This is a genomic window from Robertmurraya sp. DFI.2.37 (assembly GCF_029211245.1).
Classification (GTDB): domain Bacteria; phylum Bacillota; class Bacilli; order Bacillales; family Cytobacillaceae; genus Robertmurraya; species Robertmurraya methanolica_A.
The window spans coordinates 1-21,826 of record NZ_JARGEJ010000065.1; the positions used below are offsets into that span (position 1 = coordinate 1).

The window sequence follows — 21,826 nt, forward strand, 5'->3', positions numbered from 1 at the left end:
CTTGAAGAAAACGAATAAACAAACACAGCAATTACTTAAAAATCAACTATCACAATGGGTTACAGGTTTACCCGGTTATATTAGGGCTTACCTGCCTGATTTGGTCTGCGAAAGTTGAGTAATTTATTAATATATTCATTGAATCTAAGATTACAGCATACATTGTATAGACGAATGCAGAAGCGAATAGAGAAGAGAACAGAAATACGTAAAAACAAGAACAGAGATGGCGCTCTGTCCTTGTTAAGATGGCTGGTTATTACTTCTTTACAATCACAGTAATCTTAATGCATTTCGTTAGTAATACTAGAAGTAATATCACTTCGATTGACGTCATTATATTAATCCCCTTTCTTTGTTTTATACTTACAATATTAATTTATGAGTAGAAAAGGGGATTAATGCTTCTTTCTTGGGAGGACAAGCTTATCTATTTCTGTTTTAATTAAAATACGAAAACTTGTTCGTACCACATATGTAGTACTATAACATCGTCCTACAGTTAGGGTACGATATCGTACTACAATTGTGGTACTATATCGTCCTACAGGTGTGGTACTATATCGTCCTACAGGTGTGGTACGATAAAAATTTTTCCTACATTATATACAAAAACGCTAAAGAAAATATTAAAGAAAATATTAAAGAAAATATTAAAGAAAATATACTAGCAAATGAATTTGCTAGGGTAGAAAACATTTATATATAAGGATTTAAGAACATTAAAAATCGAATCACATGAAACATTACTAAGCATCCTTTCGAGGGTGCTTTTTATTTTGAAGAAAGAAGGGTGAGAGAAATGGAAAAGAAACCAAAAAGAAGTATTACTATTCAACTAAATGCAGAAACAGATAAACTCTCAGCGAAGTTACAAGCTATTGCCAAACACGCAAACCTTGAAGGGCTTTAAAAACGCCTTTAAGGCGTCTCTGTTGCCATCAAGGCAACGAAAGGTACTAAAATAAGGGTCAAGCCCCTAAAAGGGCTATATGAGCCTTATATGGCTTTTAAGAGGGGTTTGCCTTTCCTCCGTTTTAGGCTAAATGCAGAAACAGATAAACTCTCAGCGAAGTTACAAGCTATTGCCAAACACGCAAAAGCATTGGCTGATGAATTAGATCAAATTGATAAAGCTACTTGTCCAGAATGCGGTGGAGAGTTGGAAGAAATAGAAATATACGGAGATGATCAAGGTCCTTATATCATATCCAAATGTATTGAATGCGGACTCAGTAATACTCTTGATGAAATTGAGGATAACTGATTGTTGAATATAAAACTCGTCAACAGAAACATTAAGGTCAAGAGCGAAAGGAGAATAAAGAATGAGCGATAAACCTATCCAAGCCACATGTGATGCTGGATGTAAAAAGGTATTTTCAATTAACAAACTCAAAACAAAGCTAGTGAAAAATGGAATTGAGAAAACTTATTTTCGGTGCCCACATTGCAAGCATGAGTACATTGCCTTTTATGCAAGTCAAGAAACAAAGAAGCTTCAGAAAAAAATGAGAAAGTTACACGGATCAGTAAAAGAAATGGATGAACAAACACTTGCAACATTATCCAAAAAAGAAACTGAATTAAAGGCTTTGATTAAACAGAGTATGGATGAAGCGAGAAGAATTGTTGAAAGGGAAGAATAAGTTAAAGGAACAAGTAACATCTCTTTAGAGGTGTTTTTATTTTAAGGAGGATGAAAGAATATGAAGTATCATACTCAGTTTGCTTGTCTTGATGAAGAATGTAGAACAATTGTTGTTGGACATGGTTGTAGATTAGATGGAATTCGGTGCCCTAGATGTGATGGTCTAGTTGTGCCTAGAGATTTTAAACCGAAGCAAAAAATAGATGCGCCATTACTAAAAATTACTTTAGAGGATATTAATAGTGTCCCGCTTGTAACTTATAAAGGCGAAGAGATTAAAGGGAAAATTAATGTTTCCTTCGATTGGGAGACGGATACACAAGAAATCAATCCGACATATATTTTTTTAAAGTTTGCGGATCCGGAAAGTGAACAAGGAGATGTAAAAAGCATAATTCATAATGAACCTAGAGAGAAAGTGACTCTATACGCAGATGGCGAACCAATAGATGTGATACTTTGTGACAAGTAAACCACTTAAACCATGCAACAAAATAGGATGCCGAAATTTAACTCAGGAAAAATACTGTGCTGAACATAGGCAGGCATCATCTGAAAATCAAAAGTATTATGACCGGCACCAGCGAGATAAAAAATCTAACTCTTTTTATAAGTCATGGGCGTGGCGTAAAGCTAGGGACATCGTGATAGCCAGAGATAATGGTCTATGTCAGCAGTGCTTAAAAGAAGAGCGCATCGTGCCGGGTGTCATCGTGGACCATATCATCCCATTAAAGCAGGATTGGAGTAAGCGACTAGCCTTAGATAACCTTTGGCTACTATGCCAATCTTGTCATAACAAAAAAACGGGGAGAGAAAGAGCTGGGAATTGATAGCCCCCCTCCCAAAAAAGTAAAAAATAAAATTCCGTATAGACCGACGGGCAGTTTTCTGTGCAGAAAAATCCGTTTTTAGAATTTTTTTAATAAGGAGGTGATAGCATGGCCGGGAGAAATAAACAGCCTTTAAGTGTAATCCAAGGAAAAGGACGATCTAACCACATAACAAAAGAAGAAGCAAAAAGCCGTCAAAAACATGAACAAAAAATGAGAGGTCCAGCGGAAAATATTGAACCTCCTAGTTACTTAACTGCAGCACAGAAAAGAGAATTCATTGAAATATCTTCGAAGTTAATGGCGCTTGACATATTCAGTGAATTAGATATAGATTCGTTGGCTCGATACCTTGATTCAAAATACCAATATATCCAATTAGTGAAAGATTTGAAGAAAATCAAACCAACTGACACTGTCGAGATGCCTGACGGAAAAAAACTAACATTTGCAAACGAGCACTATCCAAAATTGCAAAGGGTGAAGAAATCACTTTTTGCTGAATGTCGATCAGCTGCAGCAGATTTAGGTCTTACTATCACCTCCAGGTTAAAACTCGTGATCCCTGAACCAGCGACAAGAAATGAGTTAAGCGAGGCAGAACGACGCTTCGGTGGCAGACTATGAACGTACTCGAGCGAGTATTTGCTTACTGCGATGATATTTTAGAAGGTCGCATAAAAGCATGTAAAAAGCATAAGTGGGCAGTAAAGCGCTTTTTGAGGGACTACAACGATTGTCTTAACAATCCTGATAGTCCTTTTTACTTTGACGAAGAAGTAGGTGAGGATTTCTATTGGTTTTCCCGAGAGTTTAAGCACGTTGAGGGGGTATTAGCAGGAGAACCTGTAGAATTGACAGATTTTCAGCTTTTCATTTCAACCAATATTTTCTGTTTTAAGAAGAAAAGAAATGGAGCTCGTCGATTTCGAAAAGTGTACATTCAACTAGCGAGGAAAAATGCAAAGTCTCAGTTTCTGGCCATTGTAGGCGCATATGTTGCCTTTTTAGGAGTTGAGAAACAAAGAATTTACATTGCAGGGTGGCAGAAAGATCAATCAGATGAAGTATATGTTGCTGTACGTGAAGGAATAGGATCCAGTTCACTTTTGGACGGTAAGTGGAAAGAAGCTTACGGAAAAATTGAGATTTTAAGAAATGGATCTGTTATCGTACCACTTTCCAGGGAAACCCGAAAAACAGGTGACGGTAAGAACCCATCAGTAGGTATTGTGGATGAATATCATAACCATCTTACATCAGAAATATACGATGTATTGCAATCAGGTATGGTTGCTCGCAAAGAGCCATTAATGTTTGTGATTACGACAGCAGGATTTGATTTAAGCAGACCTTGTTTTATTGAGTACGAGTATATCAGTAGAATTTTAGATCCTGACGATGATATCGAGAATGATGATTATTTTGCAATTGTGTGTGAACTGGATGCGGGTGATGACATTAAGGATGAATCAAATTGGATTAAAGCTAACCCAATAGTCGCCACTTATGAAGAAGGTATTGAATCGATCCGTTCCGACTTAAAGACTGCTCTTGACGTACCTGAAAAAATGAGATCCTTTATGACCAAAACCATGAACATTTGGGTAGATGTGAAGGTCGGAGGATATATCCCTTCATCCAAATGGAAAGCATGTCGATTTGATTTAGTGTTTGGAGAAAACGAAGTTTTAGACATAACAGGCCGCGATGTTTACATCGGTGTAGACTTATCAAAACGAATCGATTTAACTTCGGGGGGATTTGTTTTTCCTACAGAGTATGGCCATCACGTTAAGCAACATTCTTTTATGCCAGAAGAAGCATTAACAGAACGAAGAGTAAAAGATAAAGTACCTTATGATTTGTGGATCGAAAAAGGATGGCTAGATGTTACTCCTGGAGCTGTAGTTGATTATGGATATGTAGAGGATTGGATATTAAATTTCATAAATGATTATGAATTAAATCCAATCCTCTTTTGTTATGACCCGTATGGCGCTACTCAATTTGCTCAGAATATGGCCGCACAGGGTTTAACTACAGTTGAAATTCGACAAGGATTTCAAACTTTATCAGAACCAACAAAAGAGTTTCGAGATTACGTCTACCAAAAAAAGATAACACATGATGGAGATAAGCTTTTATCCTGGGCCGTCGGAAATGCAATCACAGATATGGCAGGGAATGAAAGTATAAAACTCTCAAAAGCTAAATCCAGGGAGCGGATTGATCCAATTGCAGCGATAATCACCGCATTTGTACAGGCACGATTTGCTCAAGTGAATTCAGGAAGCGGAAATATCAGCTTTATTTCGGTTAATGACCTTTAAGGAGGTGAGACTTTGAAATGGTATCAACGATTTAAAATGGCTGCGAAAGGTGCGGTTTCAGGTTGGAAAGGATTGACTTACGACTTTTCTAACTGGTTCGGTCGCGTTTTTTGGGGGATAGACAATAGTAAATTAGCAACAAATGAAACGATTTTTAGTGTTATTAGTAGGTTATCGAACACCTTATCTGCTTTACCGATTAAATTACATCAAAATTATGATGTGATTACGGACCATCAATCGGCTGATGCGCTTATTAATGATCCTAATCCGAATATGACAAGCTTTGATTTGCTGAATAAATTAGAGGTCGCTCGTAATGAAAAAGGAAATGGTTATGCAGTAATCATAAGGGATATAAGAATGCAACCAGAAGCAATTATTCCGATTGATTCCAGCTATGTGACACCTTTTATTAACTTAGATGATGACTCTTTGTGGTATCAAGTAAATTCAGCATCCAAAACACATTATATTCACAACATGAATATGATTCATGTTAAACACATAACAGGAACTTCAAGATGGGCAGGAATCAGCCCATTAGATGTATTGAAAAATACTTTAGAATACGACAAGGCGGTTCAAGAATTTTCTTTGTCGGAAATGAAGAAAAAAGAATCATTTATTTTAGGATATGGAGCTAACGTCGATACCGAAAAACAAAAGGAGATCATAGGACATTTTAAGCGATTTTATCAAGAAAATGGTGGTATTTTATTTAAAGAGCCCGGTGTAGAAATCACCGAAATGAAAAAACAATACTTTGCTTCTGATACGTTGGCGTCCGAGCGAATTACTCGCTCAAGGGTGGCCAACGTTTTTAATGTTCCGGCTTCTTTTTTAAATGATTCAGAAGGCGGTACTTTTGGAAGTAACGAACAGCAGATGATCCAGTTTGTTAACATGACTTTGCTTCCCATTGTTAGGCAATATGAGCATGAATTTAACAGAAAATTACTCACTAAAGCCGATCGATTGCGTGGATTATACTTTAAATTCAATCTTGGTGGGTTGCTTCGGGGAGACACTGCTGCCAGAACAGCTTTTTATCAAGCCATGCTCAGGAGCGGAGGAATGAAGCCGGATGAAGTGAGGCGACTTGAAGACTTGCCTCCATTAGGTGGTAAGGCGAACGAACTTTGGATATCGGGTGATTTATATCCGATTGAAATGGACCCAACATTAAGAAAATCTTCATCGAAAGGAGGTGAGGGGAATGGGGAAACAAAAGAATAAGTTTTTTAACATGAAAGCATCCGATGATGGTAAATCAGCGGATATTTTTATTTATGGAGAAATTACGAAGTATGCTTGGGAAGAATATGGAGAAGTTTCTTCGATTACGTTTAAAAACGAATTGGACGAGTTGGGCGAAGGTATCGAGATTATTAATCTTTATATTAATAGTCCGGGAGGCAGTGTGTTTGAGGGGATTACCATTCACAATATGCTTAAGCGTCATAATGCCAGAATCATTGTTCATGTTGATGGTGTGGCAGCTTCAATTGCATCTGTTATTGCGATGGCAGGAGATGAAATCTTAATGCCAAAAAACTCTATGTTGATGATTCATAATGCATGGACATTTACATGGGGAAATGCGAAAGAATTAAGAAAAGCGGCAGATGATTTGGATCGTATCAGTAACTCATCCATGCAATCTTATCTGCAAAAAGCAGGTGATAAGTTAGATGAAGAAACTTTGAAAGAGCTTTTGGATGCAGAATCTTGGTTGTCTGCAGATGAAGCATTTGAGTATGGGCTTTGTGATGAGGTGCTTGCTGAAAACAATATGGTCGCATCAATTAGCGATGAACTCTTCGCGAAATACAAGAATGTACCAAAGGAGCTTTTTAAACAACCACAAAATAGTACAATTTCGGCCGAAGAAATGGCTCAGAGACAAAAAATAGCCGAAGAGTCTAAGGCCAATGCGGAGTACATTAATACAATTTTAGAAGGGATGTCATAAAATGAAAACTTTATTTGAATTAAAACAAGACATGGCTACAATCGGTCAACAATTACAAAAAATTGAAAGTGAACTTGCTCAAAAAGCAGTTGACCCAAAAGCATCTATGGAGGATATCAAGGCGTTGCAAGATTCAAAGAAAGACTTGCAAATGCGATTTGACGTCATTAAGGAGCAGCACGATACACTCGAAAAAGAGCAAAAAGAGAAGTTTGCAGCACAGCAACAAACGAAAAACCTTGGTTTAGGCTCTGAAGCAGACCCTAAGCAAAAAGTAATTAAAGCAAAAGCAGAGTTAATTCGTTCAACTATGCGTCAAAAAGCTGTATCATCCGAGGTTTTTCAAGCTTTAGGAGATGATACTACTGGTGGAGGAAAGTTCTTACCGAAGACAGTTTCTAATGATATCATCATGGAACCATTGGCTAAGAATCCACTTCGCGGGCATTCAGCTTTAACAAATATCACTAACCTTGAAATTCCAAAGTTAAGTTATACTCTTGACGATGATGATTTTATTGCAGATAAAGAAACTGCAAAAGAGTTAGAATTAACAGGTGATACTGTAAGTTTCGGTCGATATAAATTTAAAGTATTTGCTGGTGTGTCAGAGACAGTCTTAAATGGAACTGATACTAATCTAGTACAGCATGTAGAAAATGCTTTAAAGTCTGGGGTAGCTGCTAAGGAGAAAAAAGTAGCTTTTGCTACAACTCCAAAGGCAGGAGAAGAGCATATGAGCTTCTACCAAACAGGAGCAAATGCAATTAAAAGAGTTCAAGGAGTAAATCTTTATAAGGCAATTAAGGCAGCAATCGCCGATCTTCATGAAGATTACAGAGAAAATGCTAAAATTTTCATGACTTTTGCTGATTACTCAGAAATTATCGAGGATTTAGCGAACGGAAACGCCACTCTTTATACAGCTCAACCTGAGCAAGTGTTAGGTAAACCAGTTATCTTTGCAGATGGAGCTGTTAATCCAGTAGTAGGTGATTTCTCGTACTCTCACTTTAATTACGACATTGGGGAGCTTTTTGAGCGTGATAAAGATGTTAAAACGGGCATTGAACAATTTGTTGTAACAGCTTGGTTTGATCACCAAATTAAGTTAAAATCAGCATTCCGCATTGCCGAAGTGACTAGCACACCCTGATGCACCCCAAGGGTTAACAGTACAGTCTAAAACAGACACATCCGTATCTATTAAATGGGATGCGGTGAGTTATCCTGGGGGAATCAAAGAGTATGAAATTTATAGAAATGACCAAAGTGTTGGAAAGCGAGTAGGTACATCATATTCTGAAAGCAACTTATCTCCTGAGACTTCTTACGAATATAAGGTACGAGCAATCGCCAATAATGGTCAGATTTCAGCTTTTAGCGTCCCTTTTACTGTAGAAACTGAGCCTGCACCTGCAGAAGGTGATTAATGATGCTAGAACAAGTAAAAAAATACTTGAGAATTGATGAGAGCGAGGATGATGGTTTCCTCGCTCTTTTAATTAATGCGGCAAAATTGGATCTAAAAGACTCTGGTGTTCCGGAGCCAAAAGAAAAAGATGAGCGATATGATTTAGCAGTCATGCTTTATTGCTCGCTTCATTATGAAAATCGAGATCCAAGTATAAAAATTGATAAGTTAAATTTTGCTTATCAAAGTTTGATTTTGAAATTGAAAAGATATGGTGATGCGGATGAATCCAGCACTTTTTAGGCACCGAGTAATTTTTCAAGAGTATGATCCCGAAGCTAAAAACGAAAATGGTTTTCCATTACCCGAAGATGAAAGATACAAAAATTTTCATTCATCACGGGCAATGATAAAAACTCTAAATGACAAAGGGTCAGCTTATGCGTTTTATGAAGCGGCTACCACCCATGCTAAAAATACAAACTCATTTGTTTTCCGATATTCTAAATTAATACATGATAAATGGATATCAGGAAGAAAATTGAGGATTATTTTTAAAGGCAGGAAACTCGAAGTTCTTTCGGTTATCAATGACAACGAAGCCAATAAAACTCTCACTATAGCTGGGAGGGAGATCATATGAGTATAAGGTTAGAAGGCATGGAACACCTTATGAGTCAACTTAATCAAATAGGTGTGCAACTAAACACAGAAGCCAAAAATAAAGCTTTGATGGCTGGCGTTGATTTAATGTATCAAAAAGTAGTAGAAAATGTCCCGAAACGAACCAGAAATTTAGAGAAAAACATTCAGAAATCGGATAAGGTTCAACACGATGAAGTAAGTGTGTGGGTTGATGGTCAGGGAAAAGGGTTTTATGGCTATTTTTTAGAAATCGGAAGAAAAGCTGGTGTTGCTACAAGAGGTAAAAATAAAGGGTACAGATATCCAGCAATGGCAGCTCGTCCATTTATGGGGCCAGCTTACGAGAATAACATCGGGAATGTCACAGATAAGATGGGTGAAGTCATTAGAAGGGAGTTAGGGCTATGAGTCTTAACTCTTTAATTATTTCTACTCTTAAACCGTTGGGCGTACCAGTAGAACCATTAAATTACGACGGAAACGAAGACACATATATCACATTCTTTGAATTTAATCAGACCAGTCAGACAAGAGCAGATGATAAAGAAATAAAGACGAAACACTCTATCCAAGTAGATATATGGAGTAACGGGGATTATACCAATCTTACAAAACAAGTGAAAAATCTCCTTATATCTGTGGGATTTGTCAGAAGGATGGAAACTGAAACATTTGAAAAAGAAACCAAGACCTATCATAAGGTTTTGCGTTTTAATTATGTGAATTAAAGGAGGCTAAAGCTAATGGCTGTAGTTGGATTGAAGAATTTACACTATGCAAAATTAACAAAGGACGATGATACAGGAGTTACTTATGGAACTCCTAAAAAAATAGCTCCTGCTATCTCAGTCCAAATGAATACAAACTCTAATACCGCAACTCTTTATGCGGATGATGGTCCTGCTGCTACTGATTCAGCGCTAGGTGTGACTGAGGTTACGATTAATACTTCTGATTTACCCACTGCTGTAGAAGCGGATTTATTAGGACATGCCATTAATGAGGATGGGGTAATGGTAGAAAACTCAGATGATGCTGCCCCGTATGTTGCGATTGGATTTAGTTCAATCACTTCTGATGGTGGCGAAATGTTTGTGTGGTTGTTAAAGGGGAAGTTCAGCGTGCCTCAACAAAACCATCAGACTAAGGGTGAAAACATTGAATATCAAACACCTACAATTGTAGGGCAGTTTCTAAAACGTGATTTTGATGGTGATTGGAGATATAAAATTCGCAGCACGGATGAGGGTGTAAATGCCTCTGTCATTGCAAATTGGTTCAACGAAGTATATCAAGAAACAGATGAAATCTAATTTTTGAAGGGTAGTCTTTTAAGCTGCCCTTTTTATTTTGGAGGGATAAATTATGAAAATCGAATTGATTGTAGACGGCGAAAATAAAACATTTGCTGTGCCATTTGTAAAAGGGCGTATTCTGAGACGTGCGCTAAAACTAAATAAATTGTTGGAGGGTAAGACACAGCTTGACGACGAGACCATTGATAATTTAGCCGAGTTTGTATGCGAAGTCTTTGAAAATCAGTTTACAGTTGATGAACTGCTAGATGGACTACCGTTGAAAGGGATGCTCCCTAAGTTGCAAGGCACTCTTGTGGATGTCATTACTGAGGCAACATCAGGCATTGAGGGTGTCTCAGACTCAAAAAACAATTAGAACCCTATGAATCTGTTAAAAACTTATATAAAAACCTAATGAAACAAGGCTACAAACTTAATGAAATCGATGAAATGGATATCGGTTTTTATTTTGAATTGGTTTCGAATGAAACGAATGAACCGGAAGTTTATATAGACCAAATCCTCTGAGAAGAGAGGTGAGAACATGTCAGACATTGGCTCTCTTAGGATATCTGTGGGATTAGATAGCGCGGATTTTACCAGAGGGATGCAAGATATTAACGCTAGATTACGAGCAGTCAATTCGGAGTTCAAGGCATCGCAAGCTGGAGCAGGGCGTTTTGATAATAGTTTAACTGGATTAAGATCTAGAGCGGATGTATTAAATCGCACTATGGAAGTCCACAGACAGAAAGTGCAAGAGTTACGTAGGCGTTATGAAGAGTCAGCCCAAGCCACAGGTGAAAACTCTGAGCAAACTATGAGATTAGCTGCTCAATATAATAATGCGGTTGCGGCCATGAGAAACACAGAGGATCAACTAAACCTAGTTAACCGTCGCATAGAGGAACAAACTAATCAATGGCTTATCATGCAGAGACAGTTGCATGCAGCTGGGGAAAGTCTTCGCAAGGTCGGCGACACCATGAAAAACATCGGAAAAGACTTGACCATGAAGGTAACTACTCCCATTGTCGGATTAGGTGCTGCAGCAGTAAAGACGGGTATTGACTTTGAAAAAGCTATGAGTGAGGTAGGAGCCATTTCGGGAGCTACAGGTAATACATTCGCTGAAATGGAAAAGAAAGCGATGGAAATGGGCTCAAAGACATCTAAAAGCGCCACAGATAGTGCGAACGCACTTAAATACATGTCTTTGGCTGGATGGGATGCTCAAACGTCAATGAAAGCACTAGAACCTGTCTTGCGCCTATCTGAAGCAGGTAACTTAGATTTAGGTCGTGCATCGGATTTAGTAACGGATTCTATGTCAGCGCTTGGATTAAAAGTTGAACAATTGCCACGATATTTGGATGTGCTTGCTCAATCTAGTAGGAAATCTAATACCGAAATTGACCAAATGGCGGAAGCTTATCTTAAAGTCGGTGGTACGTTTAATAACTTGAATGTACCACTAGAAGAGGGAGCAGCCGTCTTAGGGTTATTAGCAAACCGTGGACAAAAAGGGGCGGAAGCTGGACAAGCGTTGTCATCCGTTATTGTTAATTTAACAGCACCAGTTGGACAAGCGAAAAAAGCGTTGGATGAATTAAAGCTAAGCGCTTTTGATGCAGAAGGTAACTTTAAAGGTCTTGATGCTGTGCTTTTTGAGCTAAAAGGTAAACTCAATGGAATGTCCGAGGCTCAAAGGAATCAATATTTATCCATGATCGCAGGTAAAGAACAGATTAAGACGGTTAATAACTTATTGCAAGGTCTAGGTGATGAGTACAAGGGGTTAAAAGGTGACATCGATGGAGCAAACGGGGCTTTAATGGAAATGGTTGATACCATGACTGATAACACCCAAGGGAATATCGACTCCTTTAAGAGTGCATTAGAGGGATTAGCAATTACACTTTCTAAACATTTGTTGCCATACGTCACTAACATTTTAGAAAAACTCACAGAATGGACAAGGAAGTTTGCAGCCTTATCTCCTGAAGCCCAGAAAACCATCTTAGCGGTAGCTGGTATTGCCGCGGCTATCGGTCCTCTGCTTGTTGTGGGGGGAACCTTGATTAGTTCAATCGGTGCAATCATGACAGGTTTGGGAACATTGTCAGGAGCGATCGCAGTGGTTACAACAGGGGCGGCAGCAGCTACTCCGGCAATTGGAGGTTTAGCAGCGGTATTCACTGCTTTGACTGGCCCTATCGGTATCACGGTTGCTGCACTTGCAGGTATTGGAGTAGGGATAGGGATATTAGTTAAGGACTTAAAAAAGCCATCAATAGAAATAGAGCGATTTGGTGAAGAGGTCTCGGAAGCTACTCAAAAGGCTGTCGGAGGCTTTTTAGATCTTAATGATAAAGCAACTCTTGCCCTTAGAGAATTGGATTTAACTTCAAAAGAAGTTACTAAAGAAACTGCGGATGCTGTGACTAGTAACATTAGCCAAATGGCCGATCAGATGAGAGATGCCCTTGAAAAGAGAAGTACAGAATCACTCACAATCATGCAAGATTTTATGAAAGAAAGCGTTTGGATTAGCCAGCAAGAAAAAGATGAAATCATTAAAAATATGAACGATAAGTATACCCAGCAGCAAGAAGCTATTACAAACGGTGAAAATATTATCAAAGAAATTATGCAAAAGGCTTATGATGAAAAAAGAGAACTGACTACTTCCGAAGAAATTCAAATCAACAACATTAGAGAAAACATGGTTAATAATGGAATCAAAATCCTTTCTCAAAATGAAGTCGAAGCTAAAAGCATTATGGAACGTATGAAAGCCAATGCATCTGCTTTAACTGCTGAACAAGCAGCCGAGGTTGTAAAAAAATCAATTGAACAAAAAGAAGGGGCTATTCAAGCGGCAGAAGAACAATATGATCAAGTCGTTCAAAATATTATTATGCAACGTGATGAATTAGGTACCATAACAGCAGACCAAGCCCACAGAATGATATTCGAAGCCGAGAGACAACGAGATGAGACAGTCAAACATGCAGAGGATATGCACCAAATGGTTGTAGATGAAGCAAAGGCTCAGGCTGAGGAACACGTTAACCATGTGAATTGGGAGACGGGTGAAATCCTCACAAAGTGGGAAAAGTTTAAACAAGATACATCAATGAAGTGGCAGGAAATGAAAACAGATGCTGCTAACTGGTGGAAACAAACTACCACAGAAGTTAAGTCGAGAGCAGAAGAAATAAAAACAAATGCTTCCAATCGGTTCGAGGAATTGAAAAAGCAAACAGCATTAAAATGGGGAGAAATAAAAGAAGGTGCAGCTTTGTGGTGGAAATTAACATCAGAAGTAGTGAAGTTGAAAGCCGAAGAAATGAGGAAAAATGCTGTTAATAAATTCACTGATTTGAAAACAGCAGCAAGCAGAAAATGGATTGAAATTAAAGATGGAATTAAAAAACCTTTTCAAGAAGCTAGAGATTTCATTGACGAAAAAATCAATGATATCAAGGGATTCTTTTCGAATTTGAAATTAGAATTTCCAAAAATAAAGATGCCCAAGTTGCCACATTTTAAACTTAATGGCTCGTTTAGCTTAAAGCCACCAAGTGTTCCTAAACTAACAGTGGATTGGTATGCAAAGGGCGCTATATTTACAAAGCCAACTATTTTTAATACACCTTATGGACTTAAAGGTTTTGGTGAGGCTGGTCCAGAGGCTGCATTGCCATTAAACGATCAGGTTCTTGGTACAATAGGTGCTATGATCGCAAAAACAATGGAAAAAGATAATACTTCTCCATCAGTTAATGTTGTTCTCAATTATCAGGGGAATAATGTGCACGATGCTTATACTATGGTGGATATCATCGAAGAAGAATTAAACACTCGCTTTACAAATAGAGCGATCGTAAACGGGGTGAACCCATGAGTCTCATAATTAAAACCTTAGACAACAAGCAATATGACCTAACGCAATACGGTTTAACGTACTTGTCCTTTATGATAGATTCACTCTCCCCTAGAGTCGAATCTGAGAATGCAGAGGGAGCAGATGGCCATATTGATGTCGAAATCAATTACGAAGGACGCACCATGACAGCTACTTACTTGATTGAGGCAACCAATATTGTTGATTTTACAAGACTGCGAGACGAGGTTTACAAGCTCTTTAATGGTAAGAGCTATTTTTATTTAATTGATGATCGTCATTCTCAAAAGAGGTGGAAAGTGCGAACTGCTTCTAAATATGCGCCTGAAAAAGTAACACCTAGCATGGGTACTATTGACTTAGATTTTGTCTCACCATCACCTTATGCCGAATCCATCAACAAAGTCGAGCTTAGACACACATCAAACTTTACCCTCCAAAATATAGGCGATGTAGATATCGACATGGTGACTCAGCAGGAGACGGAGATTGAGTTTAGAGGGGTGTCTCAGGGGTTAACCATCCGAAACAATACAACAGGGCAAGAGTGGCGATATAACGGCTCTACAGACGAGGATGATGTCATTTGTTTAAAAGGGATTAGGTCAACTAAAAACGGGATTAGCATCTTTGGCCAGACTAATCGTCAAGTTTTTAAATTTGTTCCTGGTTGGAATGACATAGAGATTCTTAATGCAGAGGATTACGAGATTACTATTCGAACGAGGTTTTATTATATTTAGGAGGGATACCAATGGAGCCAATTCACATTTTTGATGAAAATTTTGTGTTAACGGTAGTTGGAAATTCAATGATTTTGCATACAAAGGATATAATCCATATTAAAGCAAATTGCATTGAGTTAAAAAGCGAAAGGAGTGAGTGAGCATGACTAAGACGTTTATTAGTGTTCTAGTAGACAAGGCGATCATCAATGTATTAGAAAACAAGGGCATTTTGACAACAGAAGAAATTCAACAGGAAGTCCAAAGGCTTAAAGAGAACGAGGAAGGTAAATAACTCCCTATGTTCTCTTTTTTTTATTAAGGAGTATAGCCTTTAATAATTGATTGATTTTGGTAGTCTGTCACTATACTGTCTTTAACGGTTTCTGTATGAATTTCGAAAATCTCTGTTAAGGCGGCAGCGAGTTTTTCATCTTCAATCCCGTGTTTTTTCAAAATATCGCTAATTAAATCTTCCATCATTAAGAACACCTCCCTTCCATCGTCCTATTTCGACAAAAAGGGAGGATTTTCCTTTAAAAATTTAAGGCAGGTGAACCAAATGCCATTACAAAATGTCTTTGAAATCGACGTAGACATTAAAAGCAAAACAGCTATACGCACACCAACCGTGACACAAAATGACACGGTTGTTTTTATTTTCCGTGTATTCGACGAGGGTAGGATCTACAACATTGAGGATGGTTCCGCCTTTACCATGACCTCCACACGCCCTGATAAACAGGCAGTCATCACAGTAGGTGAGGTAACAGGCATTAACACTATCCGATTTAAGCTAGGCACGACAGAGCTTGAGGTTAAAGGTAAAGTTGAGGCGGTTATCCAAGTTTATGACGCAGATGGGCGTGTCTCAACAATTCCGTTTAGGTACGAGGTGCTTAATGATCCAACGACAGATTACATCCCGTCAGACAATGAGCAAACGCTTATTGAGCAGGTTCTTGGTGATGGACCGAGAATCTTAGCTGATGCTCAACAAGCCACCACGGACGCATATGAGGCGGCAGAGGCGGCTAATGCGGCTGCCGATAATGCTAATCAAGTTGCATCCGATGTGGCACAAGCTATAGCTGAGACTCGACAAGCTACACAAGATGCAATTGAAATTACTGAGATTGTCACTCAAGCCGAGCAAGAGAGGGAAGTAGCTGAGAGTGAGAGACAGCAAAATGAGGATGATAGAATACTAGCGGAGACAGCTAGAGTGCAAGCTGAGACGTCTAGACAGGAAGCAGAAGCTGTCCGACAACAACAGGAAGCCCAAAGACAGTCTGATACTCAAACAGCCATCAGTAACGCTGAGGAAGCCACAGAAGGTGCCCAAGCAGTAGTAGATAACACTAGGTATATTGAGCCTTATAACGAAGCAACCGAGTACAAGAAAAACAATGTTGTCCGACATGGTAAAAACGCTTATATCGCTCTGCAAGATACACAAGGTAATGAGCCTAACGCTACTGGTGACTCTGAGTATTGGGGGTTACTGGCAGTAGGCGGTGTGGACGGAACGGTTTCCAGCGTCAATGGTAAGCAAGGACCTAATATTGTTTTAACAGCAGAAGATGTAGGAGCTGCTACCCTACAAGATTTACAAATTATGAATGACTATTACACGTCATTATTGGGTACCCCTAACGGAATAGCCCTATTAAACGCTCAAGGTAAGCCTGTTGACTCAGATGGTAATGAAATAGGCGGTGGAGGATTTACTATTATACCTATAGGAAATCAGAACTTAGATACCGTACTTGAAACAGGACTTTACGCTACAATGACTCATCTTAACGGTCATTCTGTAGGGGCTCCTAGTTTGCTTGAAGTATATAGATTGAGTGATAACCATATAGTTCAAAAGTATTTAGGAGCTACTGCTGAAGAATATGCAGTACGTTCAGCCTATATTGATTCAGATGGAACTCCATATTGGGATGAATGGTACGAAACCATTAATCGTGATATTAAAGCATCAGACGTGCATATGTCGAATGGGATCTCTATGGAAACAGCTTATAATGATTTAAAGTCCTCTGCCAGTAGCGTTAAAAATGGTATCGCAAACGTTATTGGCGAACCTTTGTTACCGAGCGATACTGGACAGCAAATGGTAGATAAAATACTATCTTTAAAAAATTCATTTATCTCAGCTCTAATGGATAAAGGTGTTTATGATGCCAACATAAACAACTCATTAGAAGAATTAATCATGCTGATCAGAAATATTGAATCAGGTAATGTCAAATATGAAAATGTTTATGTAAGAAGTAATGATTATGATGTTGGAATTTTTGAATATGCAGGAAACACAAATGTAGTAAGTTTACCTTATGTAGAGTTTAATGCGCCTTCTTTTAATCCTGCGGTAATTGTATTAAAATCACAATCTCTTAGCACTTCGAATGATATTGCAGTAACAACTTTCCAAGATCAAGGAGACTATTTTTATTCTCGAACTGTTAAAGCGACTTCTTTTAATGGAACTACAAAAAGCTCTGCTACTTATAACCTTAAGGTAAATGTGGGTGATGCTATTGTTAGTCCGTATAATCCAATCATTCGTTTACCTGTTCTCCGTGAAGGTTACGATTACGAATGTGAAATATTTGGTTTTACAGGATTCTAAATCTAGTAAATATTTACGAATGAGGGTTTTAAAATGTATAAAGTTGCAAAAATTTATTATGTAAAAACATCAGGAGAAGTGATTCATCAATCTCGATATAACTTTAATCTTGAACCTAACTTTGATGAAGATTATGAATCATTTAAATCCCTAAATAGCAGAACTAAAGAATCAATAGCGTTGTTAGTTCTTAGGGATGGGGAATATGCACAGAGTTTTCAAGAGGGAACTTTGTTTAAAGTTGATCCGGAAACACAGGAGTTAACATTTGAGTACCCGAATCCGGAAAATCCAGAGGAACCAATAATCCCAAATAAACCATTTGAGGAACAACTAGCTGAGACTATTGCTTACTCTGTGGAACTGGATTTTAGATTGACCAAGTTAGAACTTGGATTAAATTAAAGAAGGGTGATATCTTGAATACTTATGATGCGTGTAAAAAGTTAATTGCTAATGGTCGCTATGGGACAAAAGATGATATGTTGCTAAAATTAGATATCTTTTTGTTAAGTGATCGCATCACCCAGGGGCAGTATAACGAATTAATCGCTGCATTAAATACCGATGCATAATTTACGATATACTTTACCACTTAACACCTTGAAGGAGGTGTATTTTTATTGCTTATTGTAACGGACTTACATGGCAACACAGAGGCTTTAACTAATATTCAAAATGCAGTTGTAAATGAAGAAGTAAACGGGGATTTTAGTATTTCCTTTGCTGCTGTGTTATCACCGGAAAACGCTCATGCCTACCCGTTGCTGGAAGAAGAGTCACTAATAGAACTAGATGGCCATGAATTTCGAGTAAAAAAAATCGTTGAAGTCAATAAAAGAAAGCAAGTAGACAGCGCCTTACACATCTTTTTCGATTTGATTGAGCATCAAATTTATGGCTATATGGGCGGCACCAAGTCAGCCGATGACATTTTTAATTTTATCCTTTCCGGTTCTGGGTGGACTTTTGAAAATGTCGATGTTACCAACTATGTAGTGCTATCCAACTTTGGCGAGGACAATGCAGTTAAACTCATCCGTGATGCATGTAATGCCCTAGATTGCGAGATTAAGATCATGCCTGGAAAGCATCTAAAACTGTATAAACGGATAGGCACAGACACGGATAATCAGTTTCGGTATAGGCACAACGTTAAGACACTCAAAAAATCGGTTGATACGAGCAATCTGAGGACTGTTATAAAAGGATTTGGCTCTGAGGGTCTAGAGGTTACGTACACATCGCCTATGGTTGCAATCTACGGCGAGAGACATGCAGAGCCTGTTAGGGATGATAGGTATTCGATTCCCGAGTCGTTACTAGACAGGCTTAAGCAAGAGTTAAATGATAAGCCTGACATATCCATAGAGGTCGAAGTCACTCAACTAGACTTTGAGGCTAACTTAGGCGATAGCATTTGGACAATCTATGAACCACTAGGTATGGATATTAAGACAAGGATTGCAGCTCGCAAATGGTTTCCATTTAGTAAAAGAGCGCCAACGGTTACAATCGAAAATCGTAAAAAGACGTTTAGCGATATTCTCACTCAGCAGCGGATTGAAATCGACCAAAATAAAAAGGAAACACGTTCTCGCTTTGAACAGACCAATGAGCGAATCACAATGGAAGTAGAACAGGTTAATGAATCTATAGCGACACTAGAGCTCGAAGCCGACAACATTAAATTATCTGTTGAAGCCGTGGAGGAATCCGTAGCTGCCGTAAATATAAGGGCAGATAATATTGTGTTTAGTGTCAATCAATTAGGTAATAGAGTCGGAAATGCAGAGTCTCAGCTAAGCATTCAAGCTGGGCAAATTGCGACGAAAGTCGAACGTAATGGTGTTATTTCTGCGATTGTGCAGTCACCTGAGACTATAAAGCTTCAAGCCAGTAGAATTGAGTTGTCAGGGATTACAAATGTTGCAGATACTCTTACGATTGGAGCTGGTGGAGGTAGGTTCGCAAGTATACGTTTTAATGGGTTAGATACTTGGTTAATGACTTACGGTGACGGTTTACAATTAAGCTCATTAGGTAACTTCGATGTTTACGCAAACCAAATGACATTTACAAGTACTGTAGTCAATCTAGGTACAGCAAGAAGAATTATATGGGGTAGTAATGGACCTACAAATGTTGCTTGGGCAAACCAAGCAGGGTCATTAAGTGGTTACACTGCTTCACGCTTCGCAAAAAACGCTTTAAGTCATCAGGATATATCATTTGAAATCACGTCAACAGGTGGCTTAAGGGCAACTGTAAATGGAAGAACAGCAACTTATTCACCTACGTCGTGGAGTTAAAATATTAGGAGGTAAAAAATATGATCATCACATTTACATTAAATACGGGTATGAATATCACAGCGAACATTCCGGATTTTAATTCTGAGGATTTTGCGAATAAGCTGAACAATCCTCAAACATTATTTATATCTGTGGGTAATAATGGTTTTCAGAAGCACGCTCTTGCAGGATGGCACGAAGAAGTTAAAAACGAGAATTAAGAAAGGAGCAAAATAATGAATTGGGAAATCTTTTATAAAGTTGGGGCGACTGGAACAGGCGCCATTGTCGGTTATTTATTCGGGGGGTGGAGTATCTTGCTGCAAATATTGCTTGCTCTTGTCATCATAGATTATATAAGCGGACTGCTTGCTAGCGGTGTAGAGGGCAAGTTGAGTAGCAAAATTGGGTTTAAAGGAATTGCTAAAAAAATCATGATTTTTTGCTTAGTTGCTGTAGGACATTTAGTAGATAAATCGATTGGAGATGGTAGCATGATTCAAAATGCGATCATCTTTTTTTATTTGGGGAATGAGTTGTTATCCATCATAGAAAATGCAGGTCGTACTGGCCTGAAAGTGCCGGAACAACTCAAAAATGCTGTTGCTATTTTGCAAGGTAAAGGGGATGGAAAGTGATGCAAATAGAAAAGCCAAAACTGGCTTTTAAGGGCAAACTTACCCCTATAAAAAAAGTTACTAAGGTCGTCTGTCATCATCCTGCGCACCCAACGTGGGGCATTATGGAGATACACAATTATCACAAAAACTCTAAAGGATGGGCAGGCATAGGGTACAACTACTTAATTTGCAAAGATGGCCGTATCCAAGAGGGAAGAGGGAAAAATGTAGGTGCTCATTGCTCAGGACGTAATAGTGACACGCTAGGAGTTTGCTTTCAAGGGGATTTTGATAAGCAACAGATGACGGATGCACAGGTTAAGGCTGGCGGATGGTTGATCGCTAAACTAATCAAAGAGCATGGATTGCAGATTAATGATGTTCTTGGCCATCGTGATTTAGCTGCTACTGCTTGCCCTGGTAAAAACTTTAGGATGGCAGATTTAAAGGCTGAGATACTAGCAAATTTGAATCCTAAAACTAAAACACCTGAAAGGAAGTTGAGTGGAATGAAACCAAATTGGAAAGATTGGCAATGGAAAGAAGCTGCAGAGATTTATAAAAAAGCAAGGGTAAAAGGTATTTTATCCTCGGACGAGTGGGAGAAGAAAGCAGCAGCTAAGAATCTGACATTTGACGAAATTGAGTACCTTAACTTGGTGCTTAATGGTCGATTGTTGTAAATGCTAAAGCCCTTACTCTTTTTGAGTAGGGGCATTTGAGTGTTTATTTAAATAATGCTCTAACAATATTTCTATTTTATTACGTATATTTAGGTTGAAATAGTTATGCTGTTCTTCAAATCCACGACACACAAACATATATCCTGTAAAACCTGAGTCTCTTGATATTTCGTATGCCTTCATATTTCCCTTTTTCATTTTAAGTTTTACATCTTTAAGATCCTTTTGAACAACTTTCATTGTTTTTTCAATGAGATTTAAATAAGGCGGCTTAAGCTTAACAGGTAACTGTTCAAAAATCATTCTATCTCTCTCTAGTATGGTAAGGAGCATTGGCAATAAAATGGATTGCTCTATGATTTTATGATCGTCCTCTTTAAGCATCTAGATCATCTCCGTTTTACTAATGTTACATATCGGTATTCTTAATATCTCCTTGTCTGTATCGATTAATAAGGTCTTACTGACGTAATCAATTTTGTCGACTATGCCTTCAATGCCTTTAAAATATCCATCCTCCCAAATTGTCGCCTTTATGGTCATGGTGTAATTAAGTGAGTTATAAATATCAATGTTTATTTGCTCAAGTTCCTGCTCATCAAGTATAGGTTTAACAACTTTCTTTTTATCTTGGTCCATTTTGATAAGCAATTCCTTGTGTTCCGGCAACATCATTCTATTCATATAATATGTAGAATATTAAATTGCAAAAAGGAGAGAATTTTTTACTTTTATGACAAAAAAATACCCCATCTAAAAGAGGGGGGTGATGTTATGCCAAGGCTAGTTTTTTTCTATTTGCTT

Annotated in this window: 29 protein-coding genes and 1 pseudogene; 27 read left to right on the plus strand and 3 right to left on the minus strand. The window is 38.2% G+C overall.

The window, feature by feature from the left end; all coding sequences use genetic code 11:
- Nucleotides 1-1,003: 1,003 nt before the first annotated feature.
- The 20 genes and pseudogenes from PZE06_RS21990 (at nt 1,004) to PZE06_RS22085 (ending at nt 15,079) form a co-directional block, all read left to right on the plus strand.
- Complete coding sequence (locus PZE06_RS21990; RefSeq protein WP_151025907.1) at nt 1,004-1,267, plus strand: hypothetical protein; 264 nt, start codon at nt 1,004-1,006, stop codon at nt 1,265-1,267.
- A 61-nt stretch (nt 1,268-1,328) separates the two neighbouring features.
- Entirely contained in the window at nt 1,329-1,649 is a 321-nt protein-coding gene (locus PZE06_RS21995) for a hypothetical protein (RefSeq protein WP_151025908.1), read from the plus strand.
- 60 nt (nt 1,650-1,709) lie between these two features.
- Nucleotides 1,710-2,123: a hypothetical protein gene (locus tag PZE06_RS22000; RefSeq protein ID WP_151025909.1), complete on the plus strand. Its 414-nt coding sequence runs from the start codon at nt 1,710-1,712 to the stop codon at nt 2,121-2,123.
- Complete coding sequence (locus PZE06_RS29890) at nt 2,113-2,484, plus strand: HNH endonuclease (RefSeq protein WP_151025910.1); 372 nt, start codon at nt 2,113-2,115, stop codon at nt 2,482-2,484. Before PZE06_RS22000 ends, PZE06_RS29890 begins: the two co-directional genes overlap by 11 nt.
- 108 nt (nt 2,485-2,592) lie before the next feature.
- Nucleotides 2,593-3,111, plus strand: coding sequence for a phage terminase small subunit P27 family (locus PZE06_RS22010; RefSeq protein WP_151025911.1), 519 nt, complete (start codon nt 2,593-2,595; stop codon nt 3,109-3,111).
- Nucleotides 3,108-4,817: a terminase large subunit gene (locus PZE06_RS22015; protein WP_151025912.1), complete on the plus strand. Its 1,710-nt coding sequence runs from the start codon at nt 3,108-3,110 to the stop codon at nt 4,815-4,817. The genes PZE06_RS22010 and PZE06_RS22015 overlap by 4 nt, the downstream gene beginning before the upstream one ends.
- 12 nt (nt 4,818-4,829) lie before the next feature.
- The gene (locus PZE06_RS22020) at nt 4,830-6,056 is read left to right on the plus strand and encodes a phage portal protein (RefSeq protein WP_483314082.1); all 1,227 of its coding nucleotides are present in this window, start codon (nt 4,830-4,832) and stop codon (nt 6,054-6,056) included.
- Nucleotides 6,037-6,792: a head maturation protease, ClpP-related gene (locus tag PZE06_RS22025; protein WP_151025913.1), complete on the plus strand. Its 756-nt coding sequence runs from the start codon at nt 6,037-6,039 to the stop codon at nt 6,790-6,792. The genes PZE06_RS22020 and PZE06_RS22025 overlap by 20 nt, the downstream gene beginning before the upstream one ends.
- 1 nt (nt 6,793) lies before the next feature.
- On the plus strand, nt 6,794-7,948 hold the full coding sequence (locus tag PZE06_RS22030; protein WP_151025914.1) for a phage major capsid protein: 1,155 nt from the start codon (nt 6,794-6,796) through the stop codon (nt 7,946-7,948).
- A 10-nt stretch (nt 7,949-7,958) separates the two neighbouring features.
- Nucleotides 7,959-8,225, plus strand: a pseudogene (locus PZE06_RS22035) (fibronectin type III domain-containing protein); the annotation flags it as partial.
- On the plus strand, nt 8,225-8,509 hold the full coding sequence (locus PZE06_RS22040; RefSeq protein ID WP_151025915.1) for a head-tail connector protein: 285 nt from the start codon (nt 8,225-8,227) through the stop codon (nt 8,507-8,509). The pseudogene PZE06_RS22035 and the gene PZE06_RS22040, both read left to right, overlap by 1 nt.
- Nucleotides 8,490-8,849: a phage head closure protein gene (locus PZE06_RS22045; RefSeq protein ID WP_151025916.1), complete on the plus strand. Its 360-nt coding sequence runs from the start codon at nt 8,490-8,492 to the stop codon at nt 8,847-8,849. Before PZE06_RS22040 ends, PZE06_RS22045 begins: the two co-directional genes overlap by 20 nt.
- Entirely contained in the window at nt 8,846-9,259 is a 414-nt protein-coding gene (locus PZE06_RS22050) for an HK97-gp10 family putative phage morphogenesis protein (protein ID WP_151025917.1), read from the plus strand. The genes PZE06_RS22045 and PZE06_RS22050 overlap by 4 nt, the downstream gene beginning before the upstream one ends.
- Complete coding sequence (locus PZE06_RS22055) at nt 9,256-9,579, plus strand: hypothetical protein (RefSeq protein ID WP_151025918.1); 324 nt, start codon at nt 9,256-9,258, stop codon at nt 9,577-9,579. The genes PZE06_RS22050 and PZE06_RS22055 overlap by 4 nt, the downstream gene beginning before the upstream one ends.
- A gap of 15 nt (nt 9,580-9,594) precedes the next feature.
- Nucleotides 9,595-10,164, plus strand: coding sequence for a major tail protein (locus PZE06_RS22060; RefSeq protein ID WP_151025919.1), 570 nt, complete (start codon nt 9,595-9,597; stop codon nt 10,162-10,164).
- 52 nt (nt 10,165-10,216) lie between these two features.
- Nucleotides 10,217-10,525: a phage tail assembly chaperone G gene (gene gpG / locus PZE06_RS22065; RefSeq protein WP_151025920.1), complete on the plus strand. Its 309-nt coding sequence runs from the start codon at nt 10,217-10,219 to the stop codon at nt 10,523-10,525.
- A 168-nt stretch (nt 10,526-10,693) separates the two neighbouring features.
- Nucleotides 10,694-14,059, plus strand: coding sequence for a phage tail tape measure protein (locus PZE06_RS22070; RefSeq protein ID WP_151025921.1), 3,366 nt, complete (start codon nt 10,694-10,696; stop codon nt 14,057-14,059).
- A complete protein-coding gene (locus PZE06_RS22075; RefSeq protein ID WP_151025922.1) occupies nt 14,056-14,802 on the plus strand; it encodes a phage tail domain-containing protein in 747 nt (248 codons plus the stop codon). Before PZE06_RS22070 ends, PZE06_RS22075 begins: the two co-directional genes overlap by 4 nt.
- A gap of 11 nt (nt 14,803-14,813) precedes the next feature.
- Nucleotides 14,814-14,945, plus strand: coding sequence for a hypothetical protein (locus PZE06_RS22080; protein WP_263641575.1), 132 nt, complete (start codon nt 14,814-14,816; stop codon nt 14,943-14,945).
- 2 nt (nt 14,946-14,947) lie between these two features.
- On the plus strand, nt 14,948-15,079 hold the full coding sequence (locus tag PZE06_RS22085) for a hypothetical protein (RefSeq protein ID WP_263641576.1): 132 nt from the start codon (nt 14,948-14,950) through the stop codon (nt 15,077-15,079).
- A gap of 23 nt (nt 15,080-15,102) precedes the next feature.
- Here the strand turns inward: PZE06_RS22085 and PZE06_RS22090 are convergent, their stop codons facing one another.
- Nucleotides 15,103-15,267, minus strand: coding sequence for a hypothetical protein (locus PZE06_RS22090; RefSeq protein ID WP_170943523.1), 165 nt, complete (start codon nt 15,265-15,267; stop codon nt 15,103-15,105).
- 235 nt (nt 15,268-15,502) lie between these two features.
- Between PZE06_RS22090 and PZE06_RS22095 the strand changes: the two genes are divergently transcribed.
- The 7 genes from PZE06_RS22095 to PZE06_RS22125 are packed head-to-tail and all read left to right on the plus strand — an operon-like array spanning nt 15,503 to nt 21,022.
- Entirely contained in the window at nt 15,503-17,425 is a 1,923-nt protein-coding gene (locus PZE06_RS22095; RefSeq protein WP_151025923.1) for a cell envelope integrity protein TolA, read from the plus strand.
- A gap of 33 nt (nt 17,426-17,458) precedes the next feature.
- Nucleotides 17,459-17,830, plus strand: a complete 372-nt coding sequence (locus tag PZE06_RS22100; protein ID WP_151025924.1) for a hypothetical protein — start codon at nt 17,459-17,461, stop codon at nt 17,828-17,830.
- 14 nt (nt 17,831-17,844) lie between these two features.
- Entirely contained in the window at nt 17,845-18,000 is a 156-nt protein-coding gene (locus tag PZE06_RS22105) for a hypothetical protein (protein WP_191963558.1), read from the plus strand.
- Between the two features lie 48 nt (nt 18,001-18,048).
- Nucleotides 18,049-19,737 carry a phage tail protein gene (locus tag PZE06_RS22110; protein ID WP_151025925.1) on the plus strand — a complete coding sequence of 563 codons (1,689 nt, stop codon included), beginning with the start codon at nt 18,049-18,051 and terminating at the stop codon, nt 19,735-19,737.
- A 20-nt stretch (nt 19,738-19,757) separates the two neighbouring features.
- Nucleotides 19,758-19,940 (plus strand): hypothetical protein, encoded by a 183-nt coding sequence (locus PZE06_RS22115; protein WP_151025926.1) that lies wholly within the window; start codon nt 19,758-19,760, stop codon nt 19,938-19,940.
- 15 nt (nt 19,941-19,955) lie between these two features.
- Nucleotides 19,956-20,357 carry a phage holin family protein gene (locus PZE06_RS22120; RefSeq protein ID WP_191963559.1) on the plus strand — a complete coding sequence of 134 codons (402 nt, stop codon included), beginning with the start codon at nt 19,956-19,958 and terminating at the stop codon, nt 20,355-20,357.
- Nucleotides 20,357-21,022, plus strand: a complete 666-nt coding sequence (locus PZE06_RS22125; protein WP_151025928.1) for a peptidoglycan recognition protein family protein — start codon at nt 20,357-20,359, stop codon at nt 21,020-21,022. Before PZE06_RS22120 ends, PZE06_RS22125 begins: the two co-directional genes overlap by 1 nt.
- A 12-nt stretch (nt 21,023-21,034) precedes the next feature.
- Here the strand turns inward: PZE06_RS22125 and PZE06_RS22130 are convergent, their stop codons facing one another.
- Together PZE06_RS22130 and PZE06_RS22135 are read right to left on the minus strand one after the other, a co-directional pair.
- Entirely contained in the window at nt 21,035-21,406 is a 372-nt protein-coding gene (locus tag PZE06_RS22130; RefSeq protein ID WP_225310787.1) for a YhjD family protein, read from the minus strand.
- Nucleotides 21,407-21,706, minus strand: coding sequence for a YolD-like family protein (locus tag PZE06_RS22135; RefSeq protein WP_306421312.1), 300 nt, complete (start codon nt 21,704-21,706; stop codon nt 21,407-21,409). It abuts the gene before it with no gap.
- Between the last annotated feature and the right edge of the window lie 120 nt (nt 21,707-21,826).